The sequence below is a fragment of the Sediminicoccus sp. KRV36 genome (assembly GCF_023243115.1).
Lineage (GTDB): Bacteria > Pseudomonadota > Alphaproteobacteria > Acetobacterales > Acetobacteraceae > Roseococcus.
On record NZ_CP085081.1, the window covers coordinates 292,332 to 317,083 of the forward strand.

22 protein-coding genes and 1 tRNA gene are annotated in these 24,752 nt (G+C 68.4%); 17 read left to right on the top strand and 6 right to left on the bottom strand.

From position 1 onward, the window contains the following. The first annotated feature begins 8 nt into the window (after positions 1–8). Positions 9–377, top strand: a complete 369-nt coding sequence (locus LHU95_RS01410; RefSeq protein ID WP_248709595.1) for a hypothetical protein — start codon at positions 9–11, stop codon at positions 375–377. 18 nt (positions 378–395) lie between these two features. On the opposite strand, the gene glmU is transcribed toward LHU95_RS01410, so the two are convergent. Further along, positions 396–1,691, bottom strand: coding sequence for a bifunctional UDP-N-acetylglucosamine diphosphorylase/glucosamine-1-phosphate N-acetyltransferase GlmU (gene glmU, locus LHU95_RS01415; protein ID WP_248709596.1), 1,296 nt, complete (start codon positions 1,689–1,691; stop codon positions 396–398). A 19-nt stretch (positions 1,692–1,710) separates the two neighbouring features. On the opposite strand from glmU, the gene gph reads away from it, so the two are divergent. Then, positions 1,711–2,406, top strand: coding sequence for a phosphoglycolate phosphatase (gph, locus tag LHU95_RS01420; RefSeq protein WP_248709597.1), 696 nt, complete (start codon positions 1,711–1,713; stop codon positions 2,404–2,406). Here gph and LHU95_RS01425 read toward each other — a convergent pair. Continuing rightward, positions 2,395–3,153: a DUF3108 domain-containing protein gene (locus tag LHU95_RS01425; RefSeq protein WP_248709598.1), complete on the bottom strand. Its 759-nt coding sequence runs from the start codon at positions 3,151–3,153 to the stop codon at positions 2,395–2,397. The genes gph and LHU95_RS01425 overlap by 12 nt on opposite strands. A gap of 83 nt (positions 3,154–3,236) precedes the next feature. On the opposite strand from LHU95_RS01425, the gene LHU95_RS01430 reads away from it, so the two are divergent. The 3 genes from LHU95_RS01430 to LHU95_RS01440 all read left to right on the top strand — a co-directional run bounded on the left by LHU95_RS01430 (position 3,237) and on the right by LHU95_RS01440 (position 4,329). After that, positions 3,237–3,311: transfer RNA gene (locus LHU95_RS01430), tRNA-Val, on the top strand. 275 nt (positions 3,312–3,586) lie between these two features. After that, positions 3,587–3,925 carry an STAS domain-containing protein gene (locus tag LHU95_RS01435; protein ID WP_248709599.1) on the top strand — a complete coding sequence of 113 codons (339 nt, stop codon included), beginning with the start codon at positions 3,587–3,589 and terminating at the stop codon, positions 3,923–3,925. Next, complete coding sequence (locus LHU95_RS01440; RefSeq protein WP_248709600.1) at positions 3,922–4,329, top strand: ATP-binding protein; 408 nt, start codon at positions 3,922–3,924, stop codon at positions 4,327–4,329. Before LHU95_RS01435 ends, LHU95_RS01440 begins: the two co-directional genes overlap by 4 nt. A 41-nt stretch (positions 4,330–4,370) precedes the next feature. Here the strand turns inward: LHU95_RS01440 and LHU95_RS01445 are convergent, their stop codons facing one another. After that, the gene (locus LHU95_RS01445) at positions 4,371–5,348 is read right to left on the bottom strand and encodes an NADPH:quinone oxidoreductase family protein (RefSeq protein WP_248709601.1); all 978 of its coding nucleotides are present in this window, start codon (positions 5,346–5,348) and stop codon (positions 4,371–4,373) included. Further along, positions 5,348–6,292, bottom strand: a complete 945-nt coding sequence (locus LHU95_RS01450) for a tripartite tricarboxylate transporter substrate binding protein (protein ID WP_248709602.1) — start codon at positions 6,290–6,292, stop codon at positions 5,348–5,350. The genes LHU95_RS01445 and LHU95_RS01450 overlap by 1 nt, the downstream gene beginning before the upstream one ends. A 60-nt stretch (positions 6,293–6,352) precedes the next feature. Here LHU95_RS01450 and LHU95_RS01455 point away from each other — a divergent pair, with 60 nt between their 5' ends. The 8 genes from LHU95_RS01455 to LHU95_RS01490 all read left to right on the top strand — a co-directional run bounded on the left by LHU95_RS01455 (position 6,353) and on the right by LHU95_RS01490 (position 18,317). Continuing rightward, positions 6,353–7,489 carry a CoA transferase gene (locus LHU95_RS01455; RefSeq protein ID WP_248709603.1) on the top strand — a complete coding sequence of 379 codons (1,137 nt, stop codon included), beginning with the start codon at positions 6,353–6,355 and terminating at the stop codon, positions 7,487–7,489. A gap of 2 nt (positions 7,490–7,491) precedes the next feature. Further along, a complete protein-coding gene (locus LHU95_RS01460) occupies positions 7,492–8,844 on the top strand; it encodes a tetratricopeptide repeat protein (protein WP_248709604.1) in 1,353 nt (450 codons plus the stop codon). A 559-nt stretch (positions 8,845–9,403) separates the two neighbouring features. After that, on the top strand, positions 9,404–10,207 hold the full coding sequence (locus LHU95_RS01465; protein ID WP_248709605.1) for an ABC transporter permease: 804 nt from the start codon (positions 9,404–9,406) through the stop codon (positions 10,205–10,207). Between the two features lie 8 nt (positions 10,208–10,215). Beyond that, entirely contained in the window at positions 10,216–10,863 is a 648-nt protein-coding gene (locus tag LHU95_RS01470) for an ABC transporter ATP-binding protein (RefSeq protein WP_248709606.1), read from the top strand. Between the two features lie 178 nt (positions 10,864–11,041). After that, positions 11,042–12,124, top strand: a complete 1,083-nt coding sequence (locus LHU95_RS01475) for a capsule biosynthesis protein (protein ID WP_248709607.1) — start codon at positions 11,042–11,044, stop codon at positions 12,122–12,124. Continuing rightward, the gene (locus LHU95_RS01480) at positions 12,114–13,871 is read left to right on the top strand and encodes a polysaccharide biosynthesis/export family protein (protein WP_248709608.1); all 1,758 of its coding nucleotides are present in this window, start codon (positions 12,114–12,116) and stop codon (positions 13,869–13,871) included. The genes LHU95_RS01475 and LHU95_RS01480 overlap by 11 nt, the downstream gene beginning before the upstream one ends. A 111-nt stretch (positions 13,872–13,982) precedes the next feature. Then, positions 13,983–15,167 (top strand): efflux RND transporter periplasmic adaptor subunit, encoded by a 1,185-nt coding sequence (locus LHU95_RS01485; RefSeq protein ID WP_248709609.1) that lies wholly within the window; start codon positions 13,983–13,985, stop codon positions 15,165–15,167. A 6-nt stretch (positions 15,168–15,173) separates the two neighbouring features. Continuing rightward, the gene (locus tag LHU95_RS01490; protein WP_248709610.1) at positions 15,174–18,317 is read left to right on the top strand and encodes a multidrug efflux RND transporter permease subunit; all 3,144 of its coding nucleotides are present in this window, start codon (positions 15,174–15,176) and stop codon (positions 18,315–18,317) included. A 70-nt stretch (positions 18,318–18,387) separates the two neighbouring features. Here LHU95_RS01490 and LHU95_RS01495 read toward each other — a convergent pair whose 3' ends face one another. Continuing rightward, positions 18,388–19,179 (bottom strand): DUF2889 domain-containing protein, encoded by a 792-nt coding sequence (locus LHU95_RS01495; RefSeq protein ID WP_248709611.1) that lies wholly within the window; start codon positions 19,177–19,179, stop codon positions 18,388–18,390. On the opposite strand from LHU95_RS01495, the gene secB reads away from it, so the two are divergent. The 4 genes from secB to LHU95_RS01515 all read left to right on the top strand — a co-directional run bounded on the left by secB (position 19,109) and on the right by LHU95_RS01515 (position 23,481). Beyond that, positions 19,109–19,588, top strand: coding sequence for a protein-export chaperone SecB (secB, locus tag LHU95_RS01500; RefSeq protein ID WP_248709612.1), 480 nt, complete (start codon positions 19,109–19,111; stop codon positions 19,586–19,588). The genes LHU95_RS01495 and secB overlap by 71 nt on opposite strands. 369 nt (positions 19,589–19,957) lie before the next feature. After that, the gene (locus LHU95_RS01505; protein WP_248709613.1) at positions 19,958–21,034 is read left to right on the top strand and encodes a DegT/DnrJ/EryC1/StrS family aminotransferase; all 1,077 of its coding nucleotides are present in this window, start codon (positions 19,958–19,960) and stop codon (positions 21,032–21,034) included. 9 nt (positions 21,035–21,043) lie between these two features. Continuing rightward, positions 21,044–22,291 (top strand): glycosyltransferase family 4 protein, encoded by a 1,248-nt coding sequence (locus tag LHU95_RS01510; RefSeq protein WP_248709614.1) that lies wholly within the window; start codon positions 21,044–21,046, stop codon positions 22,289–22,291. Then, entirely contained in the window at positions 22,288–23,481 is a 1,194-nt protein-coding gene (locus tag LHU95_RS01515; RefSeq protein ID WP_248709615.1) for a glycosyltransferase, read from the top strand. The genes LHU95_RS01510 and LHU95_RS01515 overlap by 4 nt, the downstream gene beginning before the upstream one ends. On the opposite strand, the gene LHU95_RS01520 is transcribed toward LHU95_RS01515, so the two are convergent. Beyond that, a complete protein-coding gene (locus tag LHU95_RS01520) occupies positions 23,396–24,676 on the bottom strand; it encodes a TRAP transporter large permease (RefSeq protein WP_248709616.1) in 1,281 nt (426 codons plus the stop codon). The genes LHU95_RS01515 and LHU95_RS01520 overlap by 86 nt on opposite strands. Positions 24,677–24,752: the final 76 nt, after the last annotated feature.

Below are 24,752 nucleotides of genomic sequence, written 5' to 3' on the forward strand. Positions count from 1 at the left end.
CCCGATACATGGCCCTGCTGCTGGGCGCCGTTCTGGCGGGCTGCGGCGGGCCAAGCCCGGAGACGCCGGCCGCGGTGGAAGCAGCCCCCCTGCCGGCGGAACCCTCCAGCGAGCGGGGCATCATCCTGGGTGCTCGCGCCTTGGGCGCGGACCCGGTGGGGGAAAGGGCGCGGGTGGTGGCGCAGGTGCTGCGCGTGGCCCAGGGCGGACGCGGGGCGTCAGGCGCGGGCGCGATGGAGGTCATCATCCGGCTGGAGGCTGGCGGGCGCGATGTGGCGCTGGTCCAACCCGCCGAGGCCTGGTTGCGGCCAGGCCAGCGGGTGCGGCTGATGCCGGGTGCCAGCCCCACACTGGCGCGAGATTCCGGCGGGGCCTGACCCGCTGGCCGGCGCAGGCTATTTTCCCCTGAAGCCACGGCCGGGCTTGTTCACCTGCCGCCCGCGAGCAATGGCCAGCGCGTCATCCGGCACATCCTGCGTGACCACGGAGCCCGCCGCCACCAGCGCGCGGTCCCCCACGCGGACCGGGGCCACCAGGGCCGTGTCGCTGCCGATGAAGGCGCCGGCGCCGATCTCGGTGCGGTGCTTGTTCACGCCATCATAATTGCAGGTGATGGTGCCCGCGCCGATATTCGAGCCGGCGCCGATGCTGACATCCCCAAGGTAGCTGAGGTGGTTGGCCTTGGCACCCGCCCCCATCGTCGCCGCCTTCAGCTCCACGAAATTGCCGACATGCGCGGCCTCGCCCACATCGGTGCCCGGGCGGAGCCGGGCATAGGGGCCGATGATCGCGCCCTTGCGGATGACGCATTGCTCGAGATGGGAAAAGGCGCGGATCTGCACCCCCTCCTCCACGGTCACGCCGGGGGCGAAGACCACATGCGGCTCCACGACCACATCACGGCCCAATCGCGTGTCCCAGGCGAGGCATACCGTCTCGGGCAGGGTCAGCGTGGCGCCGCCCAGCATGGCCCGCAGCCGAAGCCGGGCCTGGATCTCGGCCTCGGCGGCGGCGAGTTCGACGCGGCTGTTGATGCCGCGCAGCTCCGCCTCGGGCGCTTCCACGGCGCGGTTGCGGCGGCCTTCGGCATGGGCCGCGCCCAGCACGTCGGTCAGGTAGAATTCGCCCTGGCGGTTGTCATTCCGCAAGCCGGCCAGCCAGCGCGAGAGATCAGGCCAGGCGGCGCAGACCACGCCCGCATTGCACAAGGCGATGGCGCGCTCCGCCTCGGTCGCATCGGCCCATTCGACGATGCGTTCCACGTCACCCGACGCGCTTTGCACCACGCGGCCATATCTGGCCGGGTCCGACGGGCGCATCGCCAGCATGGCGAGATCGGCGCTGCCACGCGCCGCCACCAGGCGCTCCAGCGTCGCGGCGGAGATCAGGGGATTGTCGCCGTAGAGCACGGCGACATCGCCGGTGAAGCCTTCCAGCAGGGGGGCGGCCATGCGGGCGGCATGGCCGGTGCCCAGCCTTTCGGCCTGCACCACGCTCGCATGGGGTTGAACGGCCTGCTGCAATTCCGGCATGCCGGGGCCGGCGACGATGATGATCCGCTCGAACACCGCCTCGCAGGCGGCGATGAGGTGGTTGATCATGGGCCGCCCGGCGATGCGATGCATCACCTTGGGCATGGCGGACTGCATGCGGGTGCCCTGACCCGCCGCGAGGATGATGGCTGCGCGCATGCACAAGGCGTAGCCGTCCGTGCCCCCGCACCGCAAGCCCGGCGGGCGGCCGGTTGCGGCCCATCGGGGGCGGCGCTACCAGCAGCCCATGCGCCTTGCGATCTTCGACCTCGACGGCACTCTGGTGGACAGCGCGCCCGATCTCTCCGCTGCCGTGAACCGGCTGATGCTGGCCCGGGGCCTCGCCCCCTTCGCGCTGCCCGACGTGGCGGCGATGATCGGCGATGGGGCGCGCGCCCTGCTCGACAAGGCCTTTACCGCCCGCGGTGTCGCCTTTGAGGAGCATCTCCTGCCTGGCTTCCTTGCTGATCTGGAGGCGAATTCCGCCGTGCTGACCCGCCCCTACCCCGGCATGGTCGCCACGCTGGAGGCCCTCACGCAGCAAGGTTGGCAGCATGCCATCTGCACCAACAAGCCGATCGCGGCGACGCGGGCGCTGCTGGATGCGCTGGGCCTCGCGCCGCATTTCGCGCTGGTGCTGGGTGGTGACAGCCTGCCGGTGAAAAAGCCCGATCCCGGCCATGTGCGTGGCATCCTGCAAGGCATGGGCGTGGCGCCGGGCGATGCGGTGATGATCGGCGACCACCAGAATGACATTCGCGCCGCGCGCGGCGCCGGGGTGCGCAGCGTTTTCGCCGCCTGGGGTTATGGCGATGGCGCGGGCGCGGATCTGCAGGCCGCAAGCCCGGCGGCGCTGCCCGCGCTAATCGGCTGAGGTGAGTTCGACCAGGTTCGCCTGGATATTGCCCCACCAGCGGCTGGCGATATCAATCCGCACAGGGATGGCCGGCGCGCCGGGGCGCGTCACGCCGAACAGCAGGACGCTGCGCGTGGGCCGCGCGGCATCCTCGATAGGGCGGTCCATCGCGATGCCAGCCAGCGGGCGGCTTTCGACGATGCAGCGGAGCATTCCACGATCCGCCACCTGCACGATGGGATCGGTCGTCACGTCGAACTGCACGAGGCGCCGGCCGTCAAAGGTGCGGGTGCGGATATCGCACCGCGCCGTCTCCCGGACATGGCCGGTCAGCAGGACGAGGGCCGAGAGGGGATCGATATTGCCGCGGCGCGCGTCATCGGGCAGGGGCGTGCGCTCCAGGTCCTGCGCGGGTTCCAGCGTCGTGACGCGGGCGGTTCCGTCGGGGCCGTATTCCAGGAGGGTGCGCCGGGCCATGCCCCGCCAGGTGCCATCGCTCTGATAGCGGCGCGGCGATGCCGCCCCGGCGCGCAGGATGCCCTCGCTGCGGGCCTGGCTTTCCGAGCGCATGAACAATGAGGCCACGCCGCGGCTGCGGGTGCGGGTCTCAAGGCTGTATGGCGTGCCCGCCGGGCCCAAAGTGAAGCGGATCTCGGCATCCATCACATGGACCCCGGCCGCGCTGATCACATAGGTCGCGCGCCAGTTCTCGGCCCAGGCGGGGGCGGCGAGCAGCAACAGAGCGAGGGTGATACGACCAAGCATGAGGCCTGATCTGGTGCGGCCAGGGTGGATGCGCAAGCGTCTTGACAGAAGGGACATCCCGCCGCAAACGGAGCCCCTCGGATGGGCGCGTAGCTCAGCGGTAGAGCACTGCCTTCACACGGCAGGGGCCACAGGTTCAATCCCTGTCGCGCCCACCATCCGGCCCCCGCATCAATTGCGAACACTCAATTGAGTCGCCAGGCCGCACCCCCGGCCACTGGAATGTCTGCCCAGCGTTCAACGGAACGCCCGGCGCCGTGTCCCCCGTCTCCCGCGCGGCGGAATGAAGCACGGCCGGCGCACCGCCATGGTTCACGCGCCCTTCCGCCTTCGAGCGCCACAAAACTGTCACTCCCCAAGGGCATGAGCTCCTTCTATGGCAAGCTCCGATCAGGTCGGCGTCGGATCACGACCAGGCAGATGGGGATTTCCAATGGACATCAAGTTTGAGCAGCTTCCCTCCGGCGTCGCCGTCATCCTGCTGAATGGCCGGATGGACATCACCGGGGCCATGCGGATTGACGTGCAATTCGCCGCCGTGGCCGCGGCCAACCGGGCCGTGGTGGTGGATCTCGGCGGGGTGGAGTTCATGGCGTCGATGGGACTGCGGACGCTGATCATGGGCGCGAAATCCATGCACTCGAAATCCGGCCGCATGGTCCTCTACCGGCCGACACCCATGGTCGAGGAGGTGCTGGTGACCAGCGGCACCACCACCATCATCCCCCTCGCGCACGAGCTGGTGGAGGCCGAGGCCCTGGCGCTGGGATGAACCCGCGCAGCATCGAACTGCGGGCTGATTTCGCCGAGCTGCCACGCCTCGCCGAATGGGCCGAACGCCAGGCCCGGGACCTCGCGCTGGATGCGCGCAGCCTCTACGCCATCCAGCTCTGCCTGGAGGAGGTTGTCGCCAATCTCGTCATGCATGCGCAGCCAGCGACCGAAGCCGGGACCACCATCACCGTGCGCATCGAGGGGGCGCCGCTGCGTGTCACGGTGGAGGATGACGCGATCGCCTTCGACCCGACGCGCCTCGCACCCGCTGAGGCGCCGGCGGCGCTGGAGCATGCCAGCATTGGTGGTCTCGGCCTTGGGCTGGTGCGCGGCTTTTCCAGCCGCTGCGATTATGCAAGCGGGGCTGGGCGCAATCGCCTGGTCATGGAATTCGCCGCGTGATCAGGGGCCTGGGTGAGGTGACCTGAAGCGCCCACGCGCTGTCAGGGCCGCAACACCACGCGGCCCACGGCACGGCGTTCGCGCACCTCGGCCATGGCTTCGCGGAACTGCGTGAGCGGATAGCCGGCATGTACCTCCGGGCGCAGCTTGCCCGCCGCCCACCAGAGCATCAGCTGGTCCCACAGGGCCCGGACGCGTGGTGCATGCGCCGCACGCCCATCGCCCGGCGACCAGCCAAGATAAGTCCCCCAATTCAGCCCGGCGACGGCGATGTTCTTCAGCAACAGGATATTCGCCGGCACGGTGGGAATGCGCCCGGCCGCATAGCCCACCGTGACCAGCGTGCCGCCATCGGCCAGGCAGCGCAGCGATTCATCGAAGACATCGCCGCCCAGCGTATCCAGCACGCAGGCCACGCCCAGACCGGCCGTCACGTCGCGCACGGCGTCGCGGAAGGGCAGGGCGCTGTCCAGCACGGCATCGGCGCCGCGCGCATGCAGCATGGGGTGCTTGGCGAGGCCCGCCCGCGCGATGACGCGGGCACCCAATGCCTTGAGGATTTCCACACCGGCCAGGCCCACGCCGCCGGCGGCACCATGCACCAGCACCCAGTCGCCAGGTTGCACCCGGCCGCGCCACATCAGGGCCGAGGCGGCGGTCGGATAGCTGATCGGGAAGGCCACGGCCGGCTCCAGCGGCAAGCCATCGGGGATCGGCACGACATGGATGGCATCCACCACGCATTGTTCCGCGAAACCGCCCCAATCGAGTGCGGCGAAGACGCGCGTGCCCACCGGCAGCGGCCCCTCCAGCACAGTGCCCACCACCTCGGTGCCAGGGGCGAAGGGCAGCGGCGGCCTGCGTTGGTATTTCCCTGCCACCACCAGCTGCACCGCAAAGGAGACGCCCGCCGCCGCCACCTGGATGCGCACGGCACCGGGCCGCATCACGGGCGGGGCAATGTCCTTCACCTCCAGCGCATCGAAATCCCGCCAGGATTCACAGATCAGCGCGCGCATCATTCCCCCTTGATGTCGGCGTCACGGATCAGCCGGCCGAAGCGATCATATTCCTCGCGGAGGAAGCGTGAAAATGCTTCCGGCGTGCTGGCGACGGGCTCCGCCCCCATGGCCAGGAAGCGCGCCTGCGCCTCGGGCGTGGCCAGGACGCGGGCCACGGCTTGCTGCATGCGCGTGGCGAGGGCGGGCGGCAGCCGGGGCGGGGCCCACATGCCGTACCATGTGGAAATCTCATAGCCCGGCACCGTCTCGGCCACAGTCGGCAATTCCGGGTGGCCGGGCAGCCGCGCCGTGGTGGTGACGGCCAGCGCGCGCAGCCGCCCCGCCCGGATATGCCCGGCCGAGGAAGCGAGGCTGTCGAACATCACCTGCACCGTGCCGCCCAGCAGATCCTGCAAGGCCGGCCCCGAGCCGCGATAGGGCACATGCACCATCTCCGTGCGGGTCATCAGCTTGAACAGCTCCCCCGCCAGATGCGGCGCGCCGCCGATGGAGGAGGATGCGTAGGACAGCCGCCCCGGCTGGCTCCGCGCCAGGGCGATCAGCTCCGCGACATCCCGCGCCGGCACGGCATCATTCACCACCAGGATCAGCGGCACCTTCACGATCTCGGTGATGGGGGTGAAATCCGCGAGGCTGTCGAAGGGCATGTTGCGCTGGAGATGCGGGACGATGACATGCGCCGAGGCATTGACCAGGAAGGTGCTTCCATCCGGCGCCGCGCGCGCCACCTCGCCCGCGCCGATGGAGCCGCCCGCGCCGGGCCGGTTTTCGACCAGGGCGGGCTGCAGGCCGGCCGCGGTGACGCGCGCCACAAGGTCGGTCGGCCCGCCGGGCGGATAGGGCACGATGAAGCGGACCGGCCGCTCCTGTGCCGCCGCCGTCATGAATGGGGCCGGCGCGGCCAAGCCGGCCGCCAGAGCGGCCCGTCTCGTGGCGTTCATCTGCCCTCCCTTTCCAGCCGTTGATTTTGGAGGATGATAGGCCCAATCCGGAGGAACACCATGTCCACACCCAAAGACGGGCCGAAGCCTTACGAGGGGATCTTCGTGCTGGATGCCGCGCAGGGCATCGCCGGCCCTTACTGCGGCATGCTGCTGGCGCAATCCGGTGCCACCGTCATCAAGCTGGAGCCGCCCAAGGGCGATTGGTCGCGCGGGCTGACCACGCGGGCCGGCAGCCACAGCGTGATGCACACGGCCTTCAACCGTGGCAAGCGTGGCGTGGTGCTGGACCTGGCCACCGATGAGGGCCGCGCGCGGGCGGCGAAACTGGCCGCCAAGGCGGATGTGCTGATCGAGGCGTTCCGCCCCGGTGTCGCGGCACGGATCGGCCTGGGGCCGGAGGCCGCCAAGCCGGATGCGGTCTGCGTCTCGGTCTCGGGCTTCGGCCAATCCGGCCCCTATCGCGAGCGTCCCTGCACGGATGGCATCGCCCAGGCGTTTTCCGGCCTCGTTTCGGTGAATGCGGGGGCGGATGGCGTGCCGCACAAGACGGGCACGCTGGTGGTGGATATCGTCACCGGCATTTCCGCCTTCGCCGCCTGCCAGGCCGCCCTGGCCGAGCGCGCGCAGGATGCGGCGGCGGGGCGCCCGGGGCGGCGGCGGCACCTCGATGTCTCGCTGATGCAGACCGCCGCCTCCCTGCTCGTGCTGCCGATCGCCGAGGCGGGATTGCTGGGGCGCATGCCGGGCGAGCTCAATGTCCCGGCCGGCAGCTACCCGACGAAGGACGGCGCCTGGGTGATGTTCGCCCTGGTCCGCGAGGAGGAATGGGTGACGCTGTGCAAGCAGCTCGGCCGCGAGGATCTGCTGAGTGACCCCCGCTTCACCGATTTCAAGGCGCGCTTCGCCAACAAGCCCGCGCTGGTGGCCATCCTGCGGGAATTGTTCCTGACGCGGGATGCGGCGCATTGGGTGGAATTGCTCCAGGCCGCGCGGTTGCTGTGTGACCGGGTGAACACGCCGCTGGAATTCCTGGAGGATCCGCATGTGAAGGCGGTGCGCGCCGCCCCGCTCCTGCACCAGCCGGAACTGGGCGCATTGCCCTTTCCGGCCATCCCGGGCCTGGGCGCCTGGGAGGAACCCGCCCCCGCCCTGGGGGCCGAAACCGAGGCGCTCTTTGCCGAATGGGGAATTTGAGCATGGCACATGACGCGCAAGGCAACCGCGCCACTTTCGCTTCGGATGCCGCGGCCCATGCCTTTGATCACATGGTCGAAGGCTTCCTGAAATACCGGCTGGACACGCCACTGCGCCTGAAAGCCACCTTGCAGCTGGACCCTGAGGCACCGCTGCCACATCTGATGAAGGCCGGCTTCGCCATGCTGGCCTACAAGGCGGCCCATGTGCCGGCCGCGAAGGCAGCGCTCGACCATGCCCGCGGCCTGGGCGGCAATGGGCGTGAGCAGATGCACCTCGCTGCCCTGGACGCCTGGGCGGAGGGCGGGCAGGACCGCGCCATCAGCATCTGGGAACGCATCATCGCCGAGCACCCGCGCGATATCCTCGCCTTCCGCTTCCACCATTTCGCCGCCTTCTGGATGGGCAAGGCGCCCGCCATGCTCAGCGCTGTGGAGGGCATCATGCCGCATTGGGAGGGCGACATCCCCGGCTATGGCTCCGTGCTCGCCTGCCGTGCCTTCGCCAATGAGGAGGCGGGCAACCTGATCATCGCCGAACATGCGGGGCGTGAGGCGATCCGCCGCGACCCGGCCGATCTCTGGGCGGCGCATGCGGTGGCGCATGTGCTGGAAATGCAGGGCCGCCGGGCCGAGGGGATCGCTTGGATCACCGGCCTCTCGCCGCATTTCGAGGGCGGCAACAACCTGATGCACCATATCTTCTGGCATCAGGCGATGTTCCATATCGAGCGCGGCGAGCATGCCGAGGTTCTGCGCCTCTACGACACGGGCTTTCGCAACCTGGAAAGCCCGGTGACGCAGATGCAGCCTGACCTCTACATTGACTGCCAGAACGCGGCATCGATGCTGTTCCGGCTGGAGCGCCAGGGCGTGGATGTCGGCACCCGCTGGGAAGAACTGGCCGAGAAGGCCGAGGCGCGGATCGGCGATTGCCTCTCGGCCTTCACCCTGCCGCACTGGATGATGGCGCTCTGCGCCACGGGGCGCTTCGCGGCGGCGGAGCGCATGCTGCAGAGCATGCGAGATGACGCAGCGGCCAATTCAGGGGAGAACCCAAGCATCCTGCGTGACGCGGCGCTGCCATGCTGCGAGGCGCTGCTGCTCCGCGCCCGGGGCGAGCCCGCGGCGGCGGTGGCCAGGATGCGGCCGGCCATCGGGGAAATGCATCGGCTGGGCGGCAGCCATGCCCAGCAGGATGTGCTGGAGCAGCTGTTTCTCGACTGCGCGATGGCGGCTGGCCTCACCAGTGACGCGGAAATGCTGCTGGAGCGCGTGACCGGCCGCTGGCCCACGCCGCCGGAGCGGCGCATCGGCTACGCGGCGGCCGCTTCGGCGCTGCGGCGCGCTGGCTGACGACGCAGGCGGCAAAGCCAGGAGCGTGCTGTCGGTTCGCGGCGCGTGGCGCGCCCCGAGGGCTCCCAGGGCTGGAAGCCCGATAACGATTTGTTGAAGGGCTCGGCTCCATGTAGAAAGGATAGGCCGGATCGTCGGCCCAATTGAATTCCAGGAGAGGGTTTTCCCCTTTGCGACGCAAGACTTGGTTCATCGCCGCGGCGCTTCTGGCCCTTCTTCCAGGTTGCGGCCTCAACATGCCGGATGTCGGGTCCATGCTGCCGAACCTGACGCCAGCCACGCTATCCACACCGACAGACCCCGTGCCTGGCGTTCCGCGTGCCCCGGACGCCATCGCAGCGTTTGCCGCATCGGCTGAACCTGGGGCCGTGGGCACTGTCGGCGGAGAGAGAGCACGCCTGGTTCGGGCTTATAATGCGGCCAGTGGGCGAGAGTGCCGCGAAGTGTTGCTGGGCTTCGGCGGTGCCGAGCGGTCAGCGGTGGCCTGTCGTGAGGCGGATGGCACCTTCGTCTCCTCTCGCCCCCTGCTGCGCGGCAGCCTCAGGTAGCGGGGCGCGCGATGCGGGCCGCACCGGAGGAAATCGGCTTTTTTCAGGCGCTGCGGGCCCGGCAGCGGGTGATCATAGCCCTGATGATGCGCGAGCTTCACACCCGCTTCGGGCGAGAGAATCTTGGCTATGTATGGCTGTTCGTGGAGCCGGCCTTGCTCGGCGTCGGTGTCAGTATCTGGCAATACATGGTGGGTGGCAGTGCTTCGATGCCGGGTGGGTTGAACAAGTTCGCCTTCTTCCTGATTGGGTACATTCTCTTTTATCTGTTCCGGACCCTGGTCGGCCGCTCGCCGCGAGGTATCTCCTCCAATTTCCAACTGCTCTATCATTCCCGGGTGACGATCGAGGCCGTGATGTGGGCGCGCACTCTGTTGGATGGTGCGGCCGTGATGGTTTGCATTTGCGTATTTTTGTTGGCCATCGGCATGTTCTATGGAGATTGGCCGGATAACCCGCTGCAAATGGCGGTTGGGGTGGCCTTCATGGCCCTTCTGGCCCACGGCACGGGGTTGATCTTCCTCTCCGCTACCGCGGTCGGCTCCGAGCTGGTCGATCGGCTTGTGCATCCGTTTACCTATCTCAGCATTCCATTTTCTGGCATGTTCTATATGGTGTGGTGGCTGCCGGGTTCCTTCCAGGAGGTGCTGCTCTGGTCTCCCTTGATCCATATCATGGAGTTCACCCGTGAGGGGCAGTTCGGCAACAGGGTGCCTGCCGTCTATGACCTCAATTTCTTGATCACCTGGATTGTCATGGTCAATTTCCTCGGCCTCTGCGCATTGAAGGCGGCCAAGCCGCATCTGGAGAGTTGAGGCCAGCCATGCTGCAACTGGAGGGCGTTTCCAAGAGCTTCACCAAAAACGGGATTACGCGTGAGGTCCTGCGCCAGGTGGATGCGACGTTCCTGCCTGGCGATGCGGTCGGCATTCTTGGCCGGAATGGTGCAGGAAAGAGCACCCTGATGCGCATCCTGGCTGGCGTGGAGCATCCGACCTCCGGCCGGGTCCACCGCCGCATGAGTATCTCCTGGCCGATGGGTTACGATGCCGCCGTCCATAATTCATTGACTGGGGCGGATAACGCGCGCTTCATCGCAAGGCTGTATGATCGCCCTCTGGATTGGGTCGAGGGCTTCGTGCAGGACTTCTCGGAAATCGGCGAGGAGTTTCGCGAACCAGTCAAAACCTATTCAGCTGGCATGCGGGCGCGATTGGTATTCGCCCTCTCGCTGGCCGTGGATTTCGACTGCTACCTGATTGATGAGGTGATCGCGGCTGGGGACGCACGCTTCGCAGAACGCTGCCGCCAGGCTCTTTTGGCCCGGCGGGGCCGAAGTGCCCTGGTTCTGGTATCGCACCAGATCAATACGGTCCGTTCCCTGTGTTCCCACGCCGCGATCCTCCACGAAGGGAGGCTGACATTCCATGAAGATCTGGACCAAGCTTTCGCCGAATACGAGCAGCTTTAGCGCGGCCGCCCCGAACGCCCGGCCGGCGGTGGCAGGACCGCGCGGCGGCCTCAGCACGCCACCATTGGGCCGCACGTCGCCACAGCGCGCGGCCGCAGCGCTGCCCGATCGCCTTTCCGGTCGTCCGCTGGGGCCGGTTGGTCGCCGGCCTTCGCTACGCACCTCGCCTGGTGAGTGGATGCGGGCCCATCCCTTCGCCATGTGGGTCATCCTGCCCAGCCTGCTGGTGTCGATTTACTTCTTCTTCATCGCGGCGCCCCAATATCTGAGCGAGGCGCGCTTTACGGTCCGGTCACAGATCCCGCGTGTCGCGACGAATTCCGTTGGCGGCGAAATCATCGGCTCGGCGGGCTTCATCCCCTCGCCCGAGAATATCGCGAGCGTTCGCGATTTCCTGCTCTCACATGACGCCGTGCGTCGCGTGCGGGCATCCATGGATCTGGTCGAAATCTTCCGCCGTCCCGAGGCGGATGTGGTGTCCCGCCTGTGGTGGGCCAACCCGACCGCGGAACGCCTGCGCTGGTTCTATCGCTGGCAGGTTTCGGTTACGGTGGATCCCACCACCGGCATCTCGGATTTGCGGGTCTGGAGCTTCCGCCCGCTGGACAGCCAGCAACTCTCCCTGAAGCTGATGCAGCTCAGCGAAGAGCTGGTGAACGAGATGAACACGAATATTCGCGAAGAGGCGCTTCGCGTCGCTCGAACCGAGCTGCGGCGCGCCGAAACGCGCGTCACCGACGCACGGGTGGCGCTGACCATGTTCCGGCAGCAGGAACGCACCGTGGATCCCGCCGCCTCCGCCTCGGCCGCGGTGAATACCATCAGCGGCATCGAGAGCGACATCGCCCGTGCCCGGAGCGAATTGCAGACCCTTCAGGGCTTTGCGCGGCCCAACAGCCCGCAGATCATCAACCTGCAGAACCGGATACGCGGGCTGGAGGCGCAGGCCATCGAGGAACGCTCCCGGATCGCGGCCTCCGGCACCGGCGTGACGGAGCTGATCGAGACCTTCGCCCGCCTCAATGCGGAAGTCTCCCTGGCCCAGGCCCAGTTGGAGGCCACCATCGTCGTGCTTGACCGCGCGAATGCCGATGCGGCGCGCCAGTCCATCTTCCTGTTGCGCGTCGTGGAGCCGAACCTGGCCGAGCGCTCCCTGTTTCCCCTGCCCTACTGGGCGAGCCTCTATTGCTTCATCAGCCTGTCCATCCTCTACGGTCTGGCGTGGCTGATCCTTTCCGGAATGAGAGAACATGCGCGCTAACTCCCTCACCCGCCTGATGATCCTCGCCGCGCTGCTCCTGGGCAGCGGGGCGCAGGCGCAGGGACTGTTTGGCAATTCCCGCCCCGCGGGGGCAACGGCGGGCGGCATTGGCCCCATGCAGGGGACGCTCCCCGGTGGGGGCGCGCCGGTCAGCGGCCTGGGGACCGATCCCGGCAATCCCGGCACAAACCGGCTGGGCAGCACCACCGAGGCTGAGGCCGGGGCGGTGGCCGCCCTTCCGCTGGGCGAGATGAACCGCGCGCTTGGCCGCCCCAACGCCGTGTTTGGCGCGGGGCTTTTCACGCTGGGTGCTTCCGCCTCCTCCGAGGCGGTGAACCCGAATTATATCCTGACGCCAGGCGACCGCGTGACCGTCCGTGTCTGGGGCGCGATCGAGGCGGAACAAAGCGGCGTGATTGACCCCGCGGGCAATTTCTTCCTCCCCAATATCGGCCCCGTTCCGCTCTCCGGCACTCGCTCGGGCGATATCCAGGCCACGGTGGAGGCCCAGGTCCGCCGGCTCTATACCCAGCAGGTCCAGGTTTACGCCACGGTCCTCTCAGCCCAGCGCATCGGCATCTTCGTCACCGGCTTCGTGCGGACACCCGGGCGCTTTGCGGGGACCGCCGCCGATTCGGTGATCGACTTCCTGGTCCGAGCCGGCGGAGTGGACGCTTCCCGCGGCAGTTTCCGGGAGATTTCCATCTTGCGCGGCGGTCGGACGGCCGCCGCGGTGGATCTGTATCGCTTCCTGCTGGATGGGCGGCTGCCGCCGTTGCGCCTGCAGGAGGGCGACACCATCCTGGTCGGCCGGCAGCGCGCGCTGGTGGGGGCCGATGGCGCCGTGCGCAACAACTTCCTGTTCGAAGTCCCCGGCCAGATCATGACCGGCCGCGAATTGATCGAATATGCCCGCCCGCTGCCCAGCGCCACCAACGCGATCATCCAGGGCAGCCGCGATGGCCGCCCCTTCTCGCGCTATGCCACGCTGAGCGAGATGCAGAATGTGCGCCTGGGTGACCAGGACATCGTCACCTTCATCACCGACCGACCGGCCCAGACCGTGCGCGTCATGGTCGAGGGCAGCCGGATCGGGCCCTCGGTCCTCGTCATGGATCGCGATGCGCAACTCTGCAACGCGCTCGACTATATCGAGGTGGATCCGGTGCTGGCCGATACGCGCAGCGTCTATATCCTGCGCGCCAGCGTGGCCGCCCAGCAGCGCCGCGCCCTGGACGAGGCCTCGGACCGGCTGGAGCGGGCGCTGTTCCTCGCCGTCTCGCCTACGCAGGGGGTGGCCGCCATCCGCACCGCCGAAGCGCAGCAGATCTCGACCTATCTCCAGCGTGCCCGGCGTACCGTACCCGAAGGGCGTGTCGTCGTGTTCAACGGGGGCCGCTGCAACAGCATCCGTCTGGAGGATAACGACATCATCGTGATCCCCGAGCGGCGCGAAACCGTCTTCGTGACGGGTGAGGTCAGCCTGACGCGCGCCGTGCTGTGGCGGCCTGGCATCACCGTCGCCGAGCTGATCCGCGAAGCGGGCGGCTTCACCGCGCGCGGCGACATGCGCAGCCTGATGATCCGACGCGCCTCCGGCGAGGTGATCCTTGACCCGCGTGAGGCGCCCCGGCCCGGCGATGAGCTGGTGGCCTTGCCGCGGCTGGATCCGCGCTATCTCCAGATGGCGACGGATATCATGCAGGTGCTGTTCCAGGCGGCGCTGGCCGCCCGGGTCTTCCAATAGGCGGGCGCTGCGGTTGCCTGGCGGCGGGCCGCAGCGCCGCGGAATTTTGGGTTGACCTATGTGGCGCCTTCAGGTGCACATAGGGTCAAGGTTGAAGTGAGGCTCTTTTTCATGCGGTTTTCTCTCGCGGCTGGTTTCCTGGGCGCGGCCCTCCTCGGCGCGCCCGCGCAGGCGCAGATGGGCCCGGGCGGACCACCGCCGGCCGTCGGGGTGACGGAAGCGCGCCGCCAGCCAGTCACGGAATCCAGCGAGTTCATCGGCCGCGTCGAAGCGATCAACCGCGTTGACCTGCGCGCCCGCATCACTGGCTTCCTCGAGGAGCGGCTGTTCCAGGAAGGCAGCGAGGTCGAGGAGGGGAAGCTGCTGTTCCGCATGGAGCGCGCGCCGTTTGAAGCGCAGCTCGACCAGGCGAAAGCGAATGTCGCCTCGGCGGAAGCGCAGCTCACCAACGCGCGCACAGCCCTGGCGCGCGCGCGGGAGTTGCGCACCACGGGCACCGGCACCCAGGTGGCACTGGACAACGCCCAGGCGCAGGAGCGTACCTCCTCCGCCACGCTGCTGGGCGCGCAGGCCGCCGTGCGCGTGGCGGAGATCAACCTCGCCTATACCAGCATCTCCGCCCCTTTCGCCGGGGCCATCGGGCGCTCCACCTACACGCCGGGCAATGTCATCACGCCGGCGAGCGAGGCTCTGGCCACCATCGTCAGCCAGGATCCGATGCGCGTCGCCTTTACCATCGCGCAGCGCACCTCGCTGGAATTGCGGGCGCGTTATGAGGGGCGCGGCGGGGCTGCGGCCGTGGTCGTGCGCATCCGGCAGTCGGACGGCACGCTCTATCCGCTGCCGGGCCGCATTGACTTCATTGATACGCAGATCGGCCGCGATACGGACTCCATCCTGGTGCGGGCCAGCATCGCCAATCCCATCCGTGCCGGCCTGCAGCAGAATGACATCGGCGCCCGGCAACTGGTGGATGGCCAATTCGTGACGGTGCTGCTGGAGGGGGCGGAACCGGTGCAGGCGATTACCATCCCGCGCTCGGCCGTGGCGCAGGACCAGGGCGGCTTTTTCGTGTTCGTGGTGGATGGCGAAAGCCGCGCGCAGCGTCGCAACATCACCCTGGGGCGCAGCACGGCCGAGACCGCCGTCATCGAGCGCGGCCTGGAAGCGGGTGAGCGCGTGATCACCGAGGGCATCCAGCGCGTGCGCCCTGGCCAGCCGGTCAATGCCGCCCCGGCCGGCGCCCCGGCCCGCCCGCCCGGGGCCACGCCCGCCCCCGGCGGCCGGCCGGGCTGACCGCGCATGTTCTCCGCCATCTTCGTTCGCCGCCCGCGCTTCGCCATCGTCATCTCGATCGTGATGACCCTGGCCGGCGCGCTGGCCATGTTCAACATTCCTGTCGCGCAATTCCCGGATATCGTACCGCCCGTCGTGCAGGTGACGGCGCGCTACCCGGGCGCCTCCGCCGGCGTGGTGGAAGCGACCGTCGCGCAGCCGATCGAGAGTGCCGTGAACGGCGCGGACCGCATGCTCTACATGCGCTCCAATTCGGGCAGTGATGGCAGCTACACGCTGGCGGTCACCTTCGCGCTCGGCACGAACCCGGACATCAACACGGTGAACGTGAACAACCGCGTGCAGGGCATCCTCGCGCGGTTGCCGCCCGAAGTGCAGCGCAGCGGTGTCACCGTGCGCAAGCAATCCTCGGCCGTTCTGCAATTCATTGGCGTCTCCTCGACCAATCCCGAACATCCGCCGCTGTTTCTCTCGAACTACGTCACCATCAACATGCTGGATACGCTGCGCCGCCTGCCCGGTGTGGGCGATGTGCAGATGTTCGGCGCGCAGGATTACTCCATGCGCGTCTGGTTCGAAGTGGACCGGCTGAACAACCTCAATGTCTCGCCATCGGAGATCATCGCCGCCATCCAGGCGCAGAATATCCAGGCGGCGGCGGGGCGCATCGGTGCCCGGCCGGTCGGCGACGACCAGCAATTCCAGTTCAACATCCAGGCGCAGGGCCGGCTGATCACGCCCGATGAATTCGGTGCCATCGTGATCCGCGCCAATCCGGACGGCTCCACCCTGCGCGTGCGCGATGTCGCGCGGGTGGAACTGGGCGCGGCCAGCATGGATGTGGAGGCGCGGCTGAACGGGCGCGCCAGTGTCACCATGGGCATCTATCTCTCGCCCGGTGCCAATGCGGTCCAGGTCGCGCAGCTCATCACCCGCACGCTCGCCACGATGAGCCAGCGCTTCCCCGAGGGGATGCGCAGCACGGTCATCTACGACACCTCCACCTTCGTGACCGACACGATGTATGAGGTGATCAAGACCCTGATCGAGGCCTTCATCCTCGTCGTCATCGTGGTCTATCTGTTCCTGGGTTCACTGCGGGCGACCATCATCCCGACCATCGCCGTGCCGGTCTCGCTGATCGGGACCTTCGCGGTGCTCTTCGCCATCGGCTATTCGGCCAATACGATTTCGCTGCTGGCCATGGTGCTCGCCATCGGCATCGTGGTGGATGACGCCATCGTGGTGGTGGAGAACGTCGAGCGTGTGATGGAGGAGGAGCCGGACCTCACCCCCGCCGAGGCCACCAACAAGGCCATGAGCGAGATCACGGCGCCGATCATCGCCATCACGCTGGTGCTGCTCTCCGTCTTCGTGCCGATCGGGCTGATCTCGGGCGTGGCGGGCGTGTTGTTCAAGCAATTCGCCGTCACCATCAGCGTCGCCATGATCATCTCGGCGATCAATGCCTTGACCCTTTCGCCGGCGCTTTGCGCCATCGTGCTGCGGCATGAAGGGCCCAAGCGCGGGCCGATCAAATATGTGCTGCGCGCCATCGACAAGGTGCGTGACGGCTATGCGTGGCTGGTCGGGCGGCTGGTGCGCGTTGCCCTGATCTCCATCCTGCTGACCGGCGCCTTCGCCTTCGGCATTTTCACCCTGGGCACCCGCACGCCCTCGGGCTTTCTCCCGCAGGAGGATCAGGGCGCCTTCTTCGTGCAGATCCAGCTGCCGCAAGGCTCCTCCGTCGCACGCACGCGCGACGCGGCGATCCAGGTCGAGGCGTTCCTGCGCCAGAATCCGGCCATCGAGAATATCCTCGCCATCATCGGCTTCTCCTTCATCGATGGCGGCGCGCAGTCCAACTCGGCCTTCCTGGTCGCGCGCATGAAGCCCTTCGAGGACCGCAAGACGGTGGAGGCGAGTGTCTTCACCGGGATCCGCTCGGTCTTCGGCTTCGGTGCCGGATTCCGCGTGGCCAATGTCTTTGCGTTCAACGTGCCGCCGATCCTGGGCCTGGGCACGGGTGGCGGCTTTGAATATCAGCTGCAGGATTTCGAGGGGCGGGACCCGGTGGAACTGGGCGGCGCCATGATGGGCATGATGGTGGCCGCCAACCAGGATCCGCGGCTGGTGGGCGTATTCTCCACCTTCTCGCCCACCACGCCCTCGCTCTACCTCGATGTGGATCGTGACAAGGCGCAGGCGCTGGGTGTGCGCATCAGCGATGTCTTCACCACCTTGCAGGCCTCGCTGGGCGGCTTCTACGTGAATGACTTCAATCTGTTCGGCCGGACCTGGCAGGTGAATATCCAGGCGGAGGCCGCCGATCGTGATGACCTGCCGGATATCTGGCGCCTGCAGGTGCGAAATTCACGCGGGCAGATGGTGCCGTTGCGGGCCTTCGCCGATGTGCGCATCGTGCTCGGGCCGCAGACTATCCAGCGCTACAACAACACGCGCAGCCTGACGCTGAACGGGCAGGGTCGCCCGGGCGTTTCCTCGGGCGATGCGATGATGGCCATGGAGCAAATCTCGGATCGCGTGCTGCCCTCCGGCTACAGCTACGACTGGACCGGCACCGCCTTCCAGGAGCGCCAGGCGGCCGGGCAAACCGGCGCGCTGATCGCCCTGGCACTGCTCTTTGCCTATCTCTTTCTGGTGGCGCTGTATGAGAGCTGGACGATCCCTGTGCCGGTGCTGCTCTCGGTCGCGGTGGGGGGGCTTGGTTCCTTCACGGCGCTCTACGTCGCCGGCCTGCCCCTCAATGTCTATGCGCAGATCGGGCTGGTCGTGCTGATCGCGCTGGCCGCCAAGAACGGCATCCTGATCATTGAATTCGCCAAGGAGCAGCGCGAGAAAGGCCTGCCCATCCAGGAGGCGGCGGTGCTCGGCTCCAAGATGCGCTTCCGCGCGGTGATGATGACGAGCTTCGCCTTCATCCTGGGCCTGGTGCCCCTGGTGACGGCGACGGGCGCTGCCGCCCTCTCCCGCCAGGCCGTCGGGCTGCCGGTGTTTGGCGGGATGCTGGCGGCGTCGCTGCTCGGCATCTTCATGATCCCGATGCTCTATGTGGTGTTCCAGTCGCTGCGCGAGCGCCTGAAGGGGATGCTCGGCATGGGCAAGGCGGAGCCGGCCAAAGCCCACTGAAGGAAGGTGCCGGAGGCCGGGCTCCTGGCAGGGTCGGGGGCCAGATCGGGGGCAGGGCCCCTGGCTCCCCTCAGATCGGCGTTTCCTCGACCTTTTCCGCCAGGTCGCTCCATTCCGGCCACTTCTTGCGCACGACGGGGCTGTTCGGCGCATAGGCATGGCAGGTGCCGAGCAGGGCCGGGCGCTTGCGGGGCGCGCCCTCGGCCTCGGCCTTGCGCTGCGCCGATTGGCGCCGGTGCCGCAACGGCCACATCGTCTGGAAGGCCACCGTGCCCATCTGGGCCAGGACCTCGCGCAGATGGGTGCAGCCCAGCACGCCGCCGACGCGCTCATTCACCGCGCGGTTGAAGCCGGGCCCGATGGACAGCCCCGCCAGATTGGCAAAGGCCGGCGTGGCCCCGGGGCAGACGGCGAAGGGCGTATGGTCGGACGCTGCCTCACAGGCGACGATCAGCATGTCCTCATTGATGGTCATGCGCACCCACATGCCATGGATCGGATCGCCCGGGCCGACCTGGCCGCGATGCTCGGAGGGAAAGCCGTAGGTCTTGGTGTCCGTCAGATGCGCCTCGATATCCACCAGGCCATCCTCCCGGACATAGCCGCGCAACTGGATATCGCGCAGGTGTTCGAGCTTGCGGGGGGCGGGGGCGGAGAGTGGCATGCCCCAGAGATAGGCTTTTGATGCGCTGCCGCAAAGGGCAAAGGCAGGGCCGGGCCTGCCGGCGACTCTGGCGGCCTTGGCCGCCGCGTGGTAGCCGCGCCCATCCGCATTGACCGAAGGCGATCCCATGTCCGACCAGCCCAACACCCCCGCAAACGGAAGCTCCGCCCAGGAGCCCATGCCGATCGTGCTCAACATCCAGTTCACCAAGGATCTTTCCTTCGAGGTGCCCGGCGCCCCGGAGATCTTCGCCACCCTGCGCGAGCAGCCGCGGGTGGACCTGGCGCTGGATGTGCAGGCCCGCCCCATCCAGGAAGGCCAGAACGTCTTTGAAGTGTCGCTGATGATCCGCGCCGATGCGAAGGTGGGGGAGACGCCCTGCTTCATCGCCGAGCTCACCTATTGCGGCATCTTCACGATCACCGTGCCGCAGGAGCATCTGGAGCCGGTGCTGCTGGTGGAATGCCCCCGGCTGCTCTTTCCCTTCGCCCGCAACATCCTCGCCGATGTGACGCGTGAGGGCGGCTTCCCGCCCGTGATGCTGAACCCGATCGATTTCGTGCAGCTGTGGCAGAATCGCCGCAACCAGCCCGTGGGCAATGCCTGAACGGGCAAGCCCTGGGCGAGGTGGGCTAGAGCTGCGGTAGGTCCTGTCGGCCCAACCTGACTGGTCCGTAGCTGCCGCGGCGCAGCGCCGTGACCAGGGCATATCGGGGCCGCGCGGCCCCTTACTGGGAGCTGTGTGGCACCCTGCGGGTTGCAAATTCGCAAAGAATTTACACGCAGGGCTTGCATTCATTTAATTTCACTCGCTTTAATGGACGCCAGACCTTAACCGAAGGTTAACCGTATGGCTCCTGTGCCGATGGCGTTCCCCAGCCCGTCCCGTCCCCTCCTGCGCTTCCCGCAGGAGATTGCGGGGGCGCCACCGGCTCTGCATCTCTCACCGCCCCATCTGGCGGGCGGTGAGCTTGAGATGCTGCGCCTTTCCCTCGAATCGGGATGGCTCGCGCCGGCCGGGCCAGGCCTGACCGCCTTCGAGGAGGAGTTGACCGCCGTCATGCGGCTCCCGCATGCACTGGCCACGGCTTCCGGCACGGCGGCGCTGCATATGGGCTTTCGCCTGCTGGGCGTCGGGCTGGGGGATGAAGTCTGGGCGCCCAGCCTGACCTTCGTGGCCACGGTGGCGCCCGCCGTGCAGATGGGCGCCACGCCGCGCTTCCTCGATGCGGACCCGGCGAGCTGGACACTGGACCCGCATCTGCTGCGGGAGGAGCTTGCCGCCGCGGCCCGGCGCGGGCGCCTGCCGCGCTGCGTGGTGCCGGCGGATCTCTACGGGCAGCCCACGGACATGGCCGCGATCCGGGCCGCCTGCGAGAATTGGGGCGTCCCCGTATTGTCGGACAGCGCCTGCGCCCTGGGGGCCATGCAGCATGGCATGCCCGCCGGCCATGGCGCCAACCTCGTCGCCCTCAGCTTCAACGGCAACAAGATCATCACGGCGGGCGGCGGCGGGGCACTGCTCTCTGAGGATGCAAGCCTGATTGCCCGCGCGCGCAGCCTGGCGACACAAGCCAAGGAGCCGGGGGCCCACTACCAGCATGAAACCACTGGCTTCAATTACGCGATGAGCTCGCTGCTGGCGGCGGTCGGCCGCGCGCAATTGCCAAGCCTGGCCGAACGCGTGGCCGCCCGTCGCGCCATCTTCGCCCGATACGTCACGGCGCTGGGGCAGATCCCGGGCTTGAGCTTCATGCCCGAGCCCGGCTGGGCCAGCTCCTCACGCTGGCTCACCGTGATGCAGGTGGACCCGCGCGATTTTGGCGTCGATCGCGAGGCGCTGCGGCGGGCCCTGGCCGAACAGGGCATCGAGAGCCGTCCGGTCTGGAAGCCGCTGCATCTGCAGCCGGCCTTCCGGGAGGCGCCGGCCATCGGCGGCGCGGTCGCGGCGGGGTTGTTCGAGCGCGGGCTTTGCCTGCCCTCGGGCAGCGGCATGGGTGCGGCCGAGCAGCTGCGCGTCATTGGCATCATTCGCGCCATGCACCGGCGGTGATGCGGGGCCTTGGCGCGGATCCTCTACCTGCACCAGCATTTCTCCACGCCGGCCGGCACCACCGGGACGCGCAGCCACGGCTTTGCCAGGGCGCTCGCGCAGCGGGGCCATGCGGTGACCCTGGCCTGCGGCCAATGGCATGGCGCCGTCACCGGGCTTGAGGGGCCGTTCCGGCGCGGCCAGAGGCAGGGCCGCCTGGCCGGCTTCGAGGTGGTGGAATTCGCCATAGGCTGTGGCAATGCGATGGGCCTCGCGGCCCGCAGCGCAGCCTTCCTGCGCTATGCCGCGCGCACATCCTGGCTGGCGGCGCGGCGCGACTGGGATCTGGTGATCGCGAGTTCGACGCCGCTCACCGTAGCACTCCCCGCGCTCCTCGCGCAGCGCCTCAAGGGCACGCCCTTCCTGTTCGAGATCCGCGATCCCTGGCCGGAATTGCCCGCCGCGATGGGGCTGCGGGCGCCAGCTCTGCTGGCCGGGATGGAGCGTCTGGCCCGCGCGGCCTGCCAGGGGGCGAGTGGCGTGGTCGCGCTCACCGCGGGCATGGGGGAGACGGCGCTGGCGCGCGGCGCCCGGGCCGAGGGCCTGCACATCATCGGCCAGGGCTGCGACCTTGATATCTTTGGGCCACAGATCGCGCCCTGGCGGCCGCATCAGGCCTCCAGCCAGGAGGTGCTGGCCGTCTATGCCGGCGCGCATGGGCGCGCCAATGGCCTGCATCTGCTGCTGGACACCGCCGCGCGCCTGCAGGCGGCGGGGGAGCGGCGCCTGCGCATCCTGCTGGTGGGCGAGGGCAGCGAAAAGCCCGCGCTGATGCGGCAGGCCGGGGTGCTGGGCCTGCGCAACCTCAGCTTCGTCGACCCCATGCCCAAGCGGGAATTGGCGCGGCTTCTGGCGGGCAGCCAGATCGGGCTGCTCTGCCTCGCCCCGGTGCCGGAATTTGCGGAATGGACCGCGCCGAACAAGCTGATGGACTACCTGGCCGCCGGCCGCCCCGTGCTCTCCACCGTGCCGGGCGAGGCGGCGCGGCTGCTCGAAGCCGGGGGCTGCGGCGAAACCCACGCCGATCCGGCGCGACTGGCCGCTGCCCTGATGCGCCTCGTGGCGCAGCCTGGCCAGCGGGAGGCAATGGGCCTCGCCGCGCGGCGCCTCGCGGAGCGCAGCCATGACAGGCGCCTCCTCGCCGCGCGCTTCGTCGCGGTGGTCGAGGCCGCGCTGCGGCCGCGGGCGGTTCCGCTCAAGAGGCTGGCGGACGCATGATTGTGCTGCTTTCCGCCGCGCATCCGGGCGATGACATGCGGGTGGTCCGCAAGGAGGGCGCGGCGCTGGTGGCGGCCGGCTGGCCGGTCACGCATCTCTGCCCGGGGCCGGCCGGTTCGGTGGCCGGCGTGGTGGCGGGCGTGGTGGTCGAGGCGGTGGCCGGTCCGTCGCGCTGGCGGCGCTGGCGGGCGCTTCATGCCCGGTGCGTGGCGTTGCGGCCGCGCGTGATCCATGCCTCAGAGCCGGATGCCTGGGCGCTGGCGCTGCTGGCGGGGTGGCGCTGCGGCGCCAAGGTCGTGCTGGATGTGCATGAACACTATCCCTCGCGCCTCGATACGCGGCTGCCGGCCTGGCTGCGGCCGCTGGCGCGCGGCGCGATCCGGCTGGCCATGCGCGGCATGGGCCGCCGGGCCGATGCGGTCGTGCTGGCGAAGGATGGCCTGGCCGAGGAGTTCCCCGGCGCCCGGCGCCGCGTGGCGGTGCGCAACCACGCCCTGGTGCCCGAGGGCCTGCCGCGCCGGCGGCACCGGGCGGGCCCGGTCACCTTGCTGCATCTGGGCGCCATCGGCGTGGCGCGCGGCTGGCCCGTCCTGCTGGCGGCGCTGGCGCAAAGCCCCGGGGATACGCGCCTGCTGATCATCGGTCGCTTCACCGATGGCAGCGAAGGCGCCTTCCGCGCCGCCGCCGCAGCGATGCACCTGGCGCCCCGCATCGAGATCGCCGGCTGGATGCCGGCCGAAGCCGCCCTCGCGCGGGCCGCGGCCGAGGCGGATATCAATCTCGTGCTGTTTCAGCCGGGCGAGGAGAATCACCGACTCGCCCTGCCGCACAAGTTGTTTGACGGCATGGCGCTGGGCCTGCCGGTCATCGCGCCGGATTTTGCCCCCGGCGTGGCGGAGATCATCCGGGACAGCGGCTGCGGCCTGCTGGTGGATGTCACAGACCCCGCCGCCATCGCCGTCGCCGTGGCCACCCTGACCGACCCCGCGCGACGCGCCGCGCTGGGTGATGCCGGCTGGCAGGCCGCGCGCGGCGCCTGGGGCTGGCCGGCAGAGGCGGCGAAGCTGGTGGCGCTCTACCGCGAGCTGTTGGGCGAAGCCCGCCTCAGCGATACCAGCGCGTCGGCAGATACATCACGATCTCCGGCACATAGGTGCACAGCAGCAGCACACCCAGCAGCGGCACCATGAAGGGCATGACGCCGCGCGCCGCATCCTCGAAGGAAATGCCGCCGACCCGCGCCAGGATGAACAGCACGATCCCCACGGGTGGCGTCAGCAGCCCGATGCAGAGATTGAGCACCATGATCAGCCCGAAATGCACCGGGTCCACGCCGATGCTCTCCATGATGGGCAGCATGATCGGCACCAGGATGAGAATGGCGGGCAAGGGCTCGATCGCGAGGCCGACGAGCAGCAGAAACACATTGGCGATCAGCAGGATCAGCCATTTCTGCTCCGTGATGGCGAGAACCCAGCCGACGACCTGTTCGCTGACGCGCGTCGTCGTCAGCAGCCATCCGAAGATTTCCGAGGCGGCGACGATGAGCAGGATGGTGGCCGTCACCTCCACCGTCTCGAAGCTCACTTTGCAGATCGCGCGGAAGCCGAGCGTGCGATAGACGATGACGCCCAGGAACAGCGCATAGGCCACGGCGCAGATGGCGCCTTCGGTGGGTGTAAACAGGCCGAAGCGCATGCCGCCGATGATCAGCACCGGCGTCAGCAGCGGCAGCAGGCCGCGCATCAGCGAACGGCCAAGTTCATACAGCCGGAACTTCGCATCCGCGCCGTAGCCGTAGCGGCGCGCATACCACCAGACCATGACCATCAGGCAGAAGGCGAGCAGCAGTCCGGGCACGATGCCCGCGGCAAACAGCTGCCCAATGCTCGCATTGGCCGAGACGCCATAGATCACCAGCGGCAGCGAGGGCGGCAGCAGCGGCCCCAGCATCGAGCTCGCCGCCGTGATGCCGACGGCGAATTTCGGGTCATAGCCATGCGCGCGCATGGCCCGCACCTCGATGGTCCCCAGCCCCGCCGCATCGCCCACCGCCGTGCCGCTCATGCCCGCGAACACCACGGAACCCACGACATTCACCTGGCCCAATCCGCCGCGCATCCAGCCGACGGCGGCCACGGCGAAGTCGTAGATGCGCTCGGTGATGCCGGAGGAGTTCATCAGCATGCCGGCGAAGATGAAGAAGGGCACGCAGAGCAGCGGGAAACTATCCACGCCGCCGACCATGCGATGCACGATGGCCAGCAGCGGGATCGAGCCATCCACCAGCGCGAAGATGATGGAGGCCCCGGCCAGCGCGATGGCGACGGGAAGCCCCAGCGCCAGCAGGCCGAAGAAGCCGAACAGCAGGATCGTCGCGGTCATGGCGCTGCCCCTTGACCGAAGCGCCTTGCATCGGAATGAAAAAGCGGCCTCCGGCGGCTGGGGCCGAAAGGCCCCA

Excerpts from the sequence above, each read along its gene's own strand:
- LHU95_RS01410 (WP_248709595.1), top strand. The coding sequence starts at position 9 with ATGGCCCTGCTGCTGGGCGCCGTTCTGGCGGGCTGCGGCGGGCCAAGC.
- glmU (WP_248709596.1), bottom strand. The coding sequence starts at position 1,691 with ATGCGCGCAGCCATCATCCTCGCGGCGGGTCAGGGCACCCGCATGCAG.
- LHU95_RS01425 (WP_248709598.1), bottom strand. The coding sequence starts at position 3,153 with ATGCTTGGTCGTATCACCCTCGCTCTGTTGCTGCTCGCCGCCCCCGCC.
- LHU95_RS01435 (WP_248709599.1), top strand. The coding sequence starts at position 3,587 with ATGGACATCAAGTTTGAGCAGCTTCCCTCCGGCGTCGCCGTCATCCTG.
- LHU95_RS01440 (WP_248709600.1), top strand. The coding sequence starts at position 3,922 with ATGAACCCGCGCAGCATCGAACTGCGGGCTGATTTCGCCGAGCTGCCA.
- LHU95_RS01445 (WP_248709601.1), bottom strand. The coding sequence starts at position 5,348 with ATGCGCGCGCTGATCTGTGAATCCTGGCGGGATTTCGATGCGCTGGAG.
- LHU95_RS01450 (WP_248709602.1), bottom strand. The coding sequence starts at position 6,292 with ATGAACGCCACGAGACGGGCCGCTCTGGCGGCCGGCTTGGCCGCGCCG.
- LHU95_RS01455 (WP_248709603.1), top strand. The coding sequence starts at position 6,353 with ATGTCCACACCCAAAGACGGGCCGAAGCCTTACGAGGGGATCTTCGTG.
- LHU95_RS01460 (WP_248709604.1), top strand. The coding sequence starts at position 7,492 with ATGGCACATGACGCGCAAGGCAACCGCGCCACTTTCGCTTCGGATGCC.
- LHU95_RS01465 (WP_248709605.1), top strand. The coding sequence starts at position 9,404 with ATGCGGGCCGCACCGGAGGAAATCGGCTTTTTTCAGGCGCTGCGGGCC.
- LHU95_RS01470 (WP_248709606.1), top strand. The coding sequence starts at position 10,216 with ATGCTGCAACTGGAGGGCGTTTCCAAGAGCTTCACCAAAAACGGGATT.
- LHU95_RS01475 (WP_248709607.1), top strand. The coding sequence starts at position 11,042 with ATGCGGGCCCATCCCTTCGCCATGTGGGTCATCCTGCCCAGCCTGCTG.
- LHU95_RS01480 (WP_248709608.1), top strand. The coding sequence starts at position 12,114 with ATGCGCGCTAACTCCCTCACCCGCCTGATGATCCTCGCCGCGCTGCTC.
- LHU95_RS01485 (WP_248709609.1), top strand. The coding sequence starts at position 13,983 with ATGCGGTTTTCTCTCGCGGCTGGTTTCCTGGGCGCGGCCCTCCTCGGC.
- LHU95_RS01490 (WP_248709610.1), top strand. The coding sequence starts at position 15,174 with ATGTTCTCCGCCATCTTCGTTCGCCGCCCGCGCTTCGCCATCGTCATC.
- secB (WP_248709612.1), top strand. The coding sequence starts at position 19,109 with ATGTCCGACCAGCCCAACACCCCCGCAAACGGAAGCTCCGCCCAGGAG.
- LHU95_RS01495 (WP_248709611.1), bottom strand. The coding sequence starts at position 19,179 with ATGTTGAGCACGATCGGCATGGGCTCCTGGGCGGAGCTTCCGTTTGCG.
- LHU95_RS01505 (WP_248709613.1), top strand. The coding sequence starts at position 19,958 with ATGCTGCGCCTTTCCCTCGAATCGGGATGGCTCGCGCCGGCCGGGCCA.
- LHU95_RS01515 (WP_248709615.1), top strand. The coding sequence starts at position 22,288 with ATGATTGTGCTGCTTTCCGCCGCGCATCCGGGCGATGACATGCGGGTG.
- LHU95_RS01520 (WP_248709616.1), bottom strand. The coding sequence starts at position 24,676 with ATGACCGCGACGATCCTGCTGTTCGGCTTCTTCGGCCTGCTGGCGCTG.